This window comes from Maritalea porphyrae (assembly GCF_030159895.1).
GTDB classification, from domain to species: Bacteria; Pseudomonadota; Alphaproteobacteria; order Rhizobiales; family Devosiaceae; genus Maritalea; species Maritalea porphyrae.
In genome coordinates, this window is record NZ_BSNI01000001.1 from 263261 (window position 1) to 274484 (window position 11224).

Genomic DNA, 11224 nt, shown 5'->3' on the forward strand with positions numbered 1-11224 from the left:
ATGCAATCACCATTCGGTCATATCAATCAAAACTGGGCGCAACATCACTTTGTTGCGTGCGATTGGTATGTGACCGATGAAAGTCGTTTTGGTATCCCACGCGGCGATGCCGCCAATTTGAACTAGCAATTGTTCTTCGCCCAATTTCGGGAAATGCTGTAATTCAATATTGGACATAATGATGACTAACGAAAACAAGCCCTACGACCCCGCCAAAGAAGGCGCTCAAATGTCGTTCGACGGACGCATGTCCTATGGCGACTACTTACAAATCGACAAAATCCTAGACGCGCAAAAGCCACTCTCGACGGCCCATGATGAAATGCTGTTTATCATTCAGCATCAAACATCTGAATTGTGGATGCGCCTTGCTATTCATGAATTAATCGCCGCCCGCAACGCGCTGCGCAATGACGACCTAGCGCCCGCGTTTAAAATGCTCGCGCGCGTCGCTCGCATTTTCGAACAACTCAATAGCGCATGGGACGTGCTGCGCACCATGACCCCAAGCGAATACACTGAATTTCGCAACACGCTTGGGCAGTCATCAGGCTTCCAATCTCAACAGTACCGGCAAGTTGAATATATTTTGGGCAACCGCAACAAAGCGATGCTCAAACCGCACGCGCACAAACCGCACATCCATCAATTGTTGGACGATGAACTCAATCAACCAAGCCTATATGACGAAGCACTGCGCTTGCTCAATCGCAACGGTGTTGACGTACCTAATGAGATTTTAACAAGAGATGTGCGCGAGCAACATCAGCCCTCTAGCGATGTCGAAAACGCATGGAAAATTGTTTATCAAGACACAAGCAAATATTGGACGCTCTACGAGTTGGCTGAAAAGCTTGTTGATTTTGAGGATTATTTCCGCCGCTGGCGCTTTAATCACGTTACAACAGTTGAGCGAATTATTGGATTTAAGCGGGGAACCGGCGGCACTGGCGGTGTATCCTATCTCCGGCGTATGCTGGAAGTAGAACTGTTCCCCGAACTATGGCATGTGAGGACCCAGCTATGACCACTTGTGTTTTTGTGCAACTGCGTTGCGACCCCGGCAAGACGTACGAGGTCGCTGATGCCATCTATGAGCGTGAGATCACTTCCGAGCTCTATTCCACCAGCGGCAATTTCGATCTCTTGATGAAGATCTATATTCCTGAGGGTGAAGATGTGGGCATGTATATCAATGACAATATCTTGGACATTCCAGGTATTTCCCGATCGCTCACAACCTTAACTTTCAAGGCGTTTTAAGCGTCCTTTGCTAAAGCCGTTTTGCAAATTGCAACTACGTATTTCCTCTTACACAACATCACCGGCGTCGAAAGGCGCCGGGTTTCTAGGACTTCGCTCCATTCTTAAAAGAAAACGCTTGATTTAATTAACCAATTTTGCAGCAAAGCCTGCCCAATTAAGCTTTTCTTTCTCTCAACCGACAAAAATACGCTCAGCAACAGGGAAATTGCGAGGGGCGAAATATGCGCGTTGAAACCTTTTCAAACACAACAGCAGAGCAGTTGGGACAAAACTGGCAATTTGGTTTTGAGCCAGACTTGATGCTCTATTTCGCAGACCCCGATTTGGCCCAAGATCTACATCGTGCGTTACGGCAGCGCGCACCAAACGCGACACTCATGGGATGTTCTTCCGGCGGTCAGTTTTCGCGCCAAGCACATGCCAGCGCTAACGCCACATGTGCGGCGGTGAAATTCGATAAGACGCGTCTCAAGTCGGTTTGCATCCCTTTCAGCGATTCAACCAACTCACAAACCGCAGGATTAGACATCGCCACAAACTTGATGGCTGACGATCTGGCCGCAGTATTTGTTCTGAGTGACGGCATGCAGGTCAATGGCACAGAACTTGTCGAAGGCATGGCCACACTCATTCCAAACCACATTCCCGTAGTTGGCGGATTGGCAGGCGATGGTGACCAGTTTGTGCGCACCTTTGTTGGGCTGAACGATCAGGTCGGCGAAAAAATGGTGGTTGCGGTTGGCCTATATGGCGATGCGCTAGATGTCGCACACGGTTGTGAAGGCGGCTGGACACCTTTCGGGCCACGTCGTGTGGTTACACGGGCTGAAGGCAATGTGCTCTATGAATTGGACGGCAAGCCCGCGCTCGATTTGTACGAACGCTATTTGGGCGACGAAGCGGCTGCACTGCCCGCCTCTGGCCTCTTGTTTCCGCTTTGGGTTCACCCAACGAACGAAGAAGACCAAGGCGCGGTGCGCACACTTTTGAACATTGATCGAGACGCAAAATCGCTGATTTTCGCTGGCACCATGCAAGAGGGCGCTGTAGCACAATTGATGACAGCGACACGCGATGCGCTAATCTATGGTGCTGCGCAGGCTGCAACAGATGCCACGTCCCGAAATAAAAGCGATAGCTTGGGTTTGTTGGTGAGCTGCATCGGCCGCAAGCTCGTTATGGGCCAGCGCGCCGAAGACGAAATTGAAACCGTTGACGACCATATCGGACAGGATGTGCCCTATATCGGCTTCTACTCCTATGGCGAAATTTGCCCGCGCTCGAGCGGCACCCACACCATGTTCCACAACCAGACCATGACTATTTCGACATTCTCAGAAAAGGATGTTGCATAAAATGCACAGGCTCCTGGTAAGACAAATTGCCTCCGCAAAAGATGATGCAGGCAATATCGACATCGAAAAGCTCGCAAAACTGGTGGACGGCGCATACAAAGAAATCGATTTGGACGCGCAGCGCCGCGAACGCGCAACCCGTTTGATGAACGAAGAGCTCGACGAGCTTAACTCTGAATTGCGCAAGACTGTCGAAAAAACCAAAGAACAAAACACTTGGTTCGAAGCGGCAATCAACGCCATGCACCAAGGGCTTTGTCTATTTGGTGCAAATGATGACCTGCAAGTATTCAACCAACAATATTGTGCCATGTTCGGTCTAGCAGAAACGCAAATGTGGCAGGGCATGACACTGCGCGAGCTGCTTGAAACGCGTGCAGACAAAGATCTGTTCTTTGGCGATGATTGGGAAGACTTCGTCGCCCATTGCTACAAGCGCGTTTCGACGGACAAATGGTCGAGCGAAATCCATGCGTTCAACAATGGTCAAAGCATAGAAATAACAGTCAATCCTTTGCCATCGGGCGGCTACTTGCTGACCTACACAGATGTTACAGACCGTGTTGTTGCTGAAAGCAGAATATTCCAACTCGCGCACCATGACAGCCTTACGGACCTTCCCAATCGCGCAAATGTTCGGGCAACGCTCGACGAAGCCATTGAGCGTGCGAAAAACGAGGACTACCAATTCGGCATCATGTATCTTGATCTGGACGGGTTTAAAGAAATCAACGACACGCTTGGTCACATTGCTGGCGATGCGGTGCTCAAATGCGTTTCGCGTCGTCTTAAAGACATGATCAGCGAAGATGTGGTGATCGGCCGTCTCGGTGGCGATGAGTTTTTGATCGTTGTCGATCGACCAACAGATGAAGAAGAACTGTGCGATATGGCGCAGAACATCTGCGATATTTTGTGGAAGCAATTGACCATCAATCAGCACGATCTCAACATTGACGCGAGCGTTGGCATCGCCTTGGGTCCAAGCAGCGACTATTGCGCGGAAACGCTGATGCAGTTTGCAGATTTGGCGCTCTACAGAGCCAAAACCGACAAGAAATCTAAATACCGCATCTTTGAAACCCAAATGGATGTCGAGGTACGTGAGCGGCGTCGCGTCGCCACTGATCTCCGCCGGGCAATTAGCCGCACGGAACTCGAGGTGCACTACCAGCCCCAAGTCTCATTCATCAACGGAGAAGTGCAGGGTTACGAAGCACTCGTGCGCTGGCAACATCCTGAACTGGGTCACATTCCACCGGACCGCTTTATTGCCATCGCTGAGGAAACCGGACAGATTTCAGAAATTGGCCGCTGGGTACTTGAACGCGCATGCCAAGAGGCAACCACATGGCAGAATGACGAAAAAATTGCCGTAAATGTTTCCTCCCATCAACTGCGCAGCTTGCGTTTTGTCGACATGGTTGAAACCGCCATCATAAATAGCGGTATTGATCCGCGTCGTTTGGAGCTGGAAATTACTGAGTCAGTTCTGGTTCAGAACCCTGAAATGACCATGGAGATCATCCACAATATCAACAAGATGGGTGTTGCTGTGGCACTCGATGATTTTGGCACTGGCTACTCATCATTGTCTTACCTAGCAAAATACAAGTTCCAAAAAATCAAAATTGATCGCTCTTTTGTCCAAGGTATTGGCGGCAACGCGGAATGCAATGCCATTATCGACAGCATTGTCAGCCTTGGCCGTTCACTCAATACAATTGTGACCGCAGAAGGCGTGGAAGAGATTTGGCAACTCAGCCAGCTGCAGTCTGCTGGTTGTGACCAAGGGCAAGGTTTCCTATTTGGAAAGCCTGCGAAAGACGTTGATGAGTTCAACAAAGGCAGTGATCGTCAAATTCAGATGGTACTCAATGCCCAACATTGGAACCGCCGCGAGACGCGCTGCTTGTCATAACACCGACACTCTTCAAATTGTCATAGCCTACGCGTCACTTTTACACATCAATTGATGCATGTGAAATATTGCTTATACATTGCCACACACCATAAGATGCATTCACAATACATCTTATGGAGCAGCGATATGCAACTCAAAGCCAAACAGGTTCAATCAGAGCTTGAGCAGATAACCACTCACCTCCTCAGCCAAGCGGATGAGCCTGAAACACAACTGCACATTGGTGTGTATGGCATCGTCGCTGGAAGTTATCTCGCAATGCTGTGCATCTTCTGGTGGGTCTTTAGCGGCTCCAGCCAAACCGTTTTTATGATTGTGATCTGCGCCGTCTATTTCGTCATGTATTTTGGCACACCTTACATGCTCACACGCCTGCCCAAACCTGATCCTCTTTCGGGCCAACACAAAACGCGATGGGCAACATTTCTACGCCAGCCATTTGCCACCAATACCGGCCTAATCTCAGGAAGAGAGGCAGCTCTTCAGGTTTGCCTAATCCCGATCTGCCTTGTGTTCGCAACACTAGTAATCGGCATTATTATTCAAACCGGATGAAATCAAAGTTGATAAATAGCAAGTAAAACGATTGAATACTGTGAACAGACAAATATTAGAAGGTGGGAATGGTGAGATTTTACCATTCGGTAAATCGATATAGCCGAATTGTACATCAACAATCGTCAGATCAACTGATATATTCACCCAAATCGCATGATTGGTTTAGGGTTTTTTAAAACATCGCATAGTATTTTCCCCCACGCACAAGATCTGTCGGGGGAAAATGGGGCAGAAACTATGTTTGCAGCGATGAAGAAAAACTTTCTCGATCACCTTATTCCTGAAGCATTTCGGACGCCGAATTGCTTTGCGCTCACAACGCGCGATAAGGATGGTAAAAAGCTTAAAAAGCCAATACCGCTTACACGTCAAGAAACGCTCGCGCGCCTATCAGAAATCAACACCAATATCGGCAAAATGCGCCAAATTGCGCACAAAGCCACAATTGAAGCCAAAACCGTCACGCCAGATAGCGATGATGCGCGCCTGTTGGCAAAGAAATGCACAGTTGCGCTTGAGCACTGCGCAAAAATCAGCGTGCAAAATGATTTCTTTTACGGCTCAATTCATTCAAGCGAAGACCCATATATGATGGACCGCAAGCATACCCGATATGCCGCTCAATTGGACGAGATTGCCTTGGCCCTCTCTTCGATTCTCAAAACGCTCTGCAAAGACTAAACACCTTCGCAAACCAATTTTGCTTGCTCCAATAGTTCACGCTTCCTACTATCTTGGCATGGCGGATTCTGAACAATCAATAAACAGCAAACAATATGGCTTTGAGACAAGCCGCTTGCGCTTGCGCCCATTTGCGGCTGCAGACGTGACGCGTATCGTCGAGATTTTCGCCGACAGCCGTGTTTCTAAATGGGTTGATGACGGCACCCCAATATCCGAAGAACAAGCCAAGCGCTGGATCGCAGCATCCTACGCATCAGTTGTCAAAAACGGATCAAGCGCTGGTGCAATTATTGAACAGTCGACCGGCCGCATGATCGGCTGGGGCGGCATCGTCCATCCCGAAGGCACTTCACCCGAAATTATCTATGGCTTTGAGTTTGCCGCATGGGGCAAAGGCTATGGCAAAGAGATCGCTCAAGCCATAGTGCGGGATGGGAATGAGCGCTGCCGCTTCTCGCGCCTGCGCGCCACTGTTGACCCAGAGAACGCCGCGTCCATCAAAATCCTCAAAGGCCTAGGCTTTGCGCTCATTTCAAGCGGGCTGGATGAAAATGGCTTGCCAACAGATGTATATCGTTTGGGGTAAGTTGGAGCGGGTGAAGGGAATCGAACCCTCGTCGTCAGCTTGGGAAGCTGCTGCTCTACCATTGAGCTACACCCGCACAGAGCGCTTCACCTTTGCAGCGCCACATGATTTCCGTCAAGGATTGACTGCGACTTTTGGGTTAAATGCATTTTGCGCATGAACAAATGCGCATCTTTCGTTGGAATCGCGCCAATCGATCTGATAAACTATTTGAAGTTTAAAATAACCCATAGGTACGACCCGTGACAACTGAGCGCCCGAGCATTCGCGATAAAGACCGCCCTGACCTTGGGGCATTCACTTGGCAAGATCCATTCCGCATGGATGATCAGCTAACCGAAGAAGAGCGCATGGTGCAAGAAACCGCACGCGCCTTCGCTGATGAAAAGCTGCGCCCGCGCGTTCGCGAAGCCTACAATGACGAAACAACTGACCCTGCCCTGTTCAAAGAAATGGGCGATATGGGCTTGCTGGGTTCAACCATCCCGGAAGAATATGGCGGCGTTGACATGGGCTATGTGGCTTACGGTCTGATCGCCCGCGAAGTTGAGCGCGTCGATAGCGGCTATCGCTCCATGATGTCAGTGCAATCATCATTGGTGATCTACCCAATCTATGCCTATGGCTCAGAAGAGCAGCGTCAGAAATATCTGCCCGGGCTAATTGCTGGCGACTTGATCGGCTGCTTTGGCCTTACCGAGCCAGATGCTGGCTCTGATCCAGGCGGCATGCTGACCCGCGCCACAAAAACCGACAATGGCTATGTGCTGAACGGCACCAAGATGTGGATTTCCAACAGCCCGATTGCTGATGTGTTTGTGGTCTGGGCCAAGTCAGATGCCCATGGCGGCAAAATCCGCGGTTTTGTCCTTGAAAAAGGCATGAAAGGCCTTTCCGCACCAAAGATCGGCGGCAAGCTTTCGCTTCGCGCGTCTATCACTGGTGAAATCGTCATGGAAAATGTGGAAGTGGGCGAAGATGCTTTGCTGCCGCATGTTGAAGGGCTCAAAGGTCCATTTGGTTGCTTGAACCGCGCCCGCTACGGCATTTCATGGGGCGCCATGGGCGCTGCTGAAGCGTGCTGGCACGCCGCCAACAAGTACGGCATGGAGCGCAAGCAGTTCGGCAAGCCATTGGCACAAATGCAATTATTCCAATTCAAGCTCGCCAACATGATGACTGACATCACTCTTGGCCTACAAGGCTCATTGCGCGTTGGTCGTTTAATGAACGAAGCCAACGCCGCGCCAGAAATGATCTCGCTCGTGAAGCGCAACAACTGCGTCAAAGCGTTGGACATTGCCCGCATGGCCCGTGACATGCACGGCGGCAACGGCATTTCGGATGAATTTGACGTGATCCGTCACATGATCAACCTTGAAACCGTGAACACTTACGAAGGCACTGCCGATGTGCATGCGCTTATTCTTGGTCGTTCACAAACTGGATTACAGGCGTTCTTTTGATGTCCAACAAGCCACTTGAAGGCATAAAAGTTCTTGAACTTGCACGGGTTTTGGCTGGCCCTTGGGTCGGCCAAACCTTTGCGGATTTGGGCGCAGACGTGATCAAAGTCGAAAGCCCAAAGGGTGATGACACCCGCACGTGGGGACCTCCTTTCGTTGAGCGTAAAGATGATCGGTCAGCCGCTTATTTCCACAGCTGCAACCGAGGCAAGCGCTCAATTGCATTGGATTTCAAGAACCCTGATGACATCGAAATTGTACTCGACCTGGTCAGGCAATCAGATGTGTTGGTGGAAAACTTCAAGCTTGGCGGCCTCAAGAAATATGGCCTTGATTACGACACGCTGAAAGAAATCAACCCGCGCCTAATCTATTGCTCGATCACTGGCTTTGGCCAAACTGGTCCCTACGCCCCGCAACCAGGTTACGACTTCATCGTCCAAGGCATGTCCGGCATGATGTCGATCACTGGAGAACCGGGACGCGAGCCGCAAAAAATCGGCACCGCTTTGGCGGATATTATGACAGGGCTTTACGCCACCATCGGCATCCAAGCCGCATTGTGGCAGCGCGAACGCACTGGGATTGGCCAGCAAGTGGATATGGCATTGCTTGATTCAATGGTGGGCGTTCTCGCCAACCAAGCCATGAATTATCTCACCTCTGGTGTCGCGCCGCAGCGCATGGGCAATGCCCATCCCAATATTGTGCCCTACCAAGTGCTTGAAGTGAAAAATGGACATATCATTTTGGCCGTTGGCAATGACGGGCAATTCCAGCGTCTGTGCCACTTGCTAGAGCTTGACGATTTGGCGACCGACGAAGCTTACGCGACCAATTCCGCCCGACAAAACCACCGCGAAGCATTGACCAAAATCTTGGCCGAGGCTTTTGCAAAATGGGACAAGTGGGAGCTTTTGGACGCGCTGCACAGTTGCAACGTGCCAGCCGGACCAATCAACAATATCGATGAGGTCTTTGCAGACCCACAAGTGATTGCGCGCAACATGCAACTAGACCTTGATGGCGTGCCCGGCGTGCGCACCCCCATCACATTTTCCGATGCTGAACTGACCCTTGATAAAGCTTCCCCAAAAGTCGATCAGCACCGCGCTGAGATTTTGGCCGAATTGCAAAAGAATAAAGAATAGGACCATTTTGAAATGGCGAAGATGACCGGCGGCGAAATTCTGGTGAAATGCCTAGAGGCCCAACGCGTTGACCGCGTGTTCTGCGTGCCCGGCGAAAGTTATTTGGCTGTTCTGGATGGCCTAGTGGATAGCAATATCAATGTGGTCACCTCTCGTCACGAAGGTGGTGCCGCCATCATGGCAGAAGCAGACGGCAAAATGCTTGGCCGCCCGGGCATTTGCATGGTTACCCGCGGTCCCGGTGCCACCAATGCCGCCGCTGGCGTGCATGTGGCCAAGCAAGATTCCACCCCAATGGTCCTGTTCGTTGGTCAAATTGGCCGCGAAATGAAGGGCCGGGAATCCTTCCAAGAAGTTGATTATCGCCAGACATTTGGCGACCTTGCCAAATGGGTTGAAGAGATCGACGACGCGTCCCGAATTCCAGAAATTATTGCCCACGCATACCACATCGCGATGAGCGGTCGCCCCGGACCTGTGGTTCTAGCGCTGCCTGAAGATATGCTGCGCGATACGGTAGACGTTGATCCTTGCACCTTTATCGAAGTCGCAGAACCCGCCCCAACCAGAAAAGCCGCATCTCAGTTTGCCGAGCTTTTGGCCAACGCCAAAGACCCGATTGTCATCGCCGGTGGCTCACGCTGGGACGAAACCTCCGTTGCCCAACTGCGCGCCTTTAGTGAAAAACACAGCCTACCTGTTGGTTGCTCCTTCCGTCGTCAGCAACTGTTTGATCACAGCCACAAAAACTATGCAGGTGACGTGGGGCTGGGCATCAACCCAGCGCTGAATGAGCGGATCGCCAAGTCCGATTGCGTGATTTTGCTCGGCGCACGTTTTTCTGAAAACCCAAGCCAGAACTTCTCGCTTCTGGACATGCCAAATCCGGGCAAAACCTTGATCCACATTCACCCCGGCGCAGAAGAATTAGGGCGCATCTACACGCCCACTTTGGCCATCAACGCCACACCGGGCGCTTTCTTTGACGCAATTGAAACCATCCCCGCCCGCGCCGACACAGGTGCTGCCGAAGCAGCGAACGCTGCCTACCATGCATGGACCGACAATTTACCGGCGACGCCAGGCGATGTGCAAATGGGCGAGATCATGGCGCACCTGCGCGAAACGCTAGACGACGATGCGATCCTCACCAATGGCGCGGGTAACTATGCGATTTGGCTACACCGCTTCTGGCGCTTTAAGAAATATGGCACACAACTCGCGCCAACTTCAGGCTCAATGGGTTATGGCCTACCTGCTGCCATCGCGGGCAAACTCCGCCACCCGGAAAAGGACGTGATCTGCTTTGCAGGTGATGGCTGTTTCCAAATGACAAGCAATGAGTTTGGCGCAGCATTGCAATCGGGCGCAAACATCATCACGCTTGTAATCGACAATGGCATTTACGGCACCATCCGCATGCACCAAGAGAAGCACTACCCGCATCGTATTTCGGCCACCGACTTGGTGAACCCAGATTTCGCTGCCCTCGCCCGCGCCTATGGCGGACATGGCGAAACGGTAGAGAAGACCGAAGAGTTTGCACCTGCATTTGATCGCGCTCGCGCTGCTGGCAAACCGTCAATTATTCACATCAAAATCGATCCCGAGGCAATTTCACCAACCACCACGATCAGCAAATTGCGTGGCGCTTAGGCGCCAGCAACCACTGTTGATGAGATAAATTCGCCAAAACTTATCCCCGCCCTTTCTGAGCGCGCTAAACTGTGTGCAGCTTTCTTGAAGACCTTGCGGACAACGGACGCGTTGTTGGGGTCGTGAAGAACTCTTCTTCGCTCACGGTGCACACCGTGATTTTCATGACGGGCTACACACAAGTGTGTCCGCCCTATGTAAATCACTGCACCTGCGCGGACGCGGCGGAAAAGTCCGCCGGGGTCCTCGCACTGAGTGCTCGTCCATCTTGTCTCTCGCTTGCTCAGTGCAAGTGTTGGGCAGCAATTGGCGGGGGTGTCGGGGAAGCAGCCATAAGGCTGCGACGGCGGCGTCAAAAAGAGCAACCACTTCATAAAGAAAGCTGGGTCAAATGAAGAGTGGGTCGCCGTTCTTCGCTTGGTTGCAAATTGTCCAGTCTGACGCCGAAGGCAGGCGTAAATCATCGAACGGCATGTTGAAGCTGTTCTGGAAGTCTTTTCGCTCACGGGGCGCAACACAAATCTCATGACGGACTAAAGCCGTCCTATTCGATTTGTTGCCCCTGCGCGGCGCGGCCA

At 51.4% G+C, this 11224-nt stretch carries 12 protein-coding genes and 1 tRNA gene; 10 read left to right on the forward strand and 3 right to left on the reverse strand.

Features of this window, described 5'->3' with window-relative positions:
• Window positions 1-6 precede the first annotated feature (6 nt).
• The gene (locus QQL65_RS01305; RefSeq protein WP_284361253.1) at window positions 7-177 is read right to left on the reverse strand and encodes a hypothetical protein; all 171 of its coding nucleotides are present in this window, start codon (window positions 175-177) and stop codon (window positions 7-9) included.
• Window positions 178-181: 4 nt separating this feature from the next.
• Between QQL65_RS01305 and kynA the strand changes: the two genes are divergently transcribed.
• The 7 genes from kynA to QQL65_RS01340 all read left to right on the forward strand — a co-directional run bounded on the left by kynA (window position 182) and on the right by QQL65_RS01340 (window position 6373).
• Entirely contained in the window at window positions 182-1027 is an 846-nt protein-coding gene (kynA, locus tag QQL65_RS01310; RefSeq protein ID WP_284361255.1) for a tryptophan 2,3-dioxygenase, read from the forward strand.
• Complete coding sequence (locus QQL65_RS01315; protein WP_284361258.1) at window positions 1024-1263, forward strand: Lrp/AsnC family transcriptional regulator; 240 nt, start codon at window positions 1024-1026, stop codon at window positions 1261-1263. The genes kynA and QQL65_RS01315 overlap by 4 nt, the downstream gene beginning before the upstream one ends.
• Window positions 1264-1487: 224 nt before the next feature.
• Complete coding sequence (locus tag QQL65_RS01320; protein WP_284361261.1) at window positions 1488-2621, forward strand: FIST signal transduction protein; 1134 nt, start codon at window positions 1488-1490, stop codon at window positions 2619-2621.
• 1 nt (window position 2622) lies between these two features.
• Window positions 2623-4542, forward strand: a complete 1920-nt coding sequence (locus QQL65_RS01325; RefSeq protein WP_284361265.1) for a putative bifunctional diguanylate cyclase/phosphodiesterase — start codon at window positions 2623-2625, stop codon at window positions 4540-4542.
• 129 nt (window positions 4543-4671) lie between these two features.
• Window positions 4672-5100: a hypothetical protein gene (locus tag QQL65_RS01330; RefSeq protein WP_284361268.1), complete on the forward strand. Its 429-nt coding sequence runs from the start codon at window positions 4672-4674 to the stop codon at window positions 5098-5100.
• A 240-nt stretch (window positions 5101-5340) separates the two neighbouring features.
• Window positions 5341-5784, forward strand: a complete 444-nt coding sequence (locus QQL65_RS01335) for a hypothetical protein (RefSeq protein ID WP_284361271.1) — start codon at window positions 5341-5343, stop codon at window positions 5782-5784.
• Between the two features lie 58 nt (window positions 5785-5842).
• The gene (locus tag QQL65_RS01340; protein WP_284361274.1) at window positions 5843-6373 is read left to right on the forward strand and encodes a GNAT family N-acetyltransferase; all 531 of its coding nucleotides are present in this window, start codon (window positions 5843-5845) and stop codon (window positions 6371-6373) included.
• Between the two features lie 2 nt (window positions 6374-6375).
• Here the strand turns inward: QQL65_RS01340 and QQL65_RS01345 are convergent.
• A tRNA-Gly gene (locus tag QQL65_RS01345) sits at window positions 6376-6449 on the reverse strand.
• Between the two features lie 244 nt (window positions 6450-6693).
• Between QQL65_RS01345 and QQL65_RS01350 the strand changes: the two genes are divergently transcribed.
• The 3 genes from QQL65_RS01350 to QQL65_RS01360 are packed head-to-tail and all read left to right on the forward strand — an operon-like array spanning window position 6694 to window position 10646.
• A complete protein-coding gene (locus tag QQL65_RS01350) occupies window positions 6694-7839 on the forward strand; it encodes an acyl-CoA dehydrogenase (protein WP_284362054.1) in 1146 nt (381 codons plus the stop codon).
• Entirely contained in the window at window positions 7839-8990 is a 1152-nt protein-coding gene (locus QQL65_RS01355; protein ID WP_284361276.1) for a CaiB/BaiF CoA transferase family protein, read from the forward strand. The genes QQL65_RS01350 and QQL65_RS01355 overlap by 1 nt, the downstream gene beginning before the upstream one ends.
• A gap of 12 nt (window positions 8991-9002) precedes the next feature.
• Window positions 9003-10646: a thiamine pyrophosphate-binding protein gene (locus QQL65_RS01360; protein ID WP_284361279.1), complete on the forward strand. Its 1644-nt coding sequence runs from the start codon at window positions 9003-9005 to the stop codon at window positions 10644-10646.
• 387 nt (window positions 10647-11033) lie between these two features.
• On the opposite strand, the gene QQL65_RS01365 is transcribed toward QQL65_RS01360, so the two are convergent.
• The coding region (locus QQL65_RS01365) for a hypothetical protein (RefSeq protein ID WP_284361280.1) at window positions 11034-11224 on the reverse strand (191 nt) is incomplete at its 5' end.

Coding starts and splice junctions, on each gene's coding strand:
- QQL65_RS01305 (WP_284361253.1), bottom strand. CDS start 177: ATGTCCAATATTGAATTACAGCATTTCCCGAAATTGGGCGAAGAACAA.
- kynA (WP_284361255.1), top strand. CDS start 182: ATGACTAACGAAAACAAGCCCTACGACCCCGCCAAAGAAGGCGCTCAA.
- QQL65_RS01315 (WP_284361258.1), top strand. CDS start 1,024: ATGACCACTTGTGTTTTTGTGCAACTGCGTTGCGACCCCGGCAAGACG.
- QQL65_RS01320 (WP_284361261.1), top strand. CDS start 1,488: ATGCGCGTTGAAACCTTTTCAAACACAACAGCAGAGCAGTTGGGACAA.
- QQL65_RS01325 (WP_284361265.1), top strand. CDS start 2,623: ATGCACAGGCTCCTGGTAAGACAAATTGCCTCCGCAAAAGATGATGCA.
- QQL65_RS01330 (WP_284361268.1), top strand. CDS start 4,672: ATGCAACTCAAAGCCAAACAGGTTCAATCAGAGCTTGAGCAGATAACC.
- QQL65_RS01335 (WP_284361271.1), top strand. CDS start 5,341: ATGTTTGCAGCGATGAAGAAAAACTTTCTCGATCACCTTATTCCTGAA.
- QQL65_RS01340 (WP_284361274.1), top strand. CDS start 5,843: ATGGCGGATTCTGAACAATCAATAAACAGCAAACAATATGGCTTTGAG.
- QQL65_RS01350 (WP_284362054.1), top strand. CDS start 6,694: ATGGATGATCAGCTAACCGAAGAAGAGCGCATGGTGCAAGAAACCGCA.
- QQL65_RS01355 (WP_284361276.1), top strand. CDS start 7,839: ATGTCCAACAAGCCACTTGAAGGCATAAAAGTTCTTGAACTTGCACGG.
- QQL65_RS01360 (WP_284361279.1), top strand. CDS start 9,003: ATGGCGAAGATGACCGGCGGCGAAATTCTGGTGAAATGCCTAGAGGCC.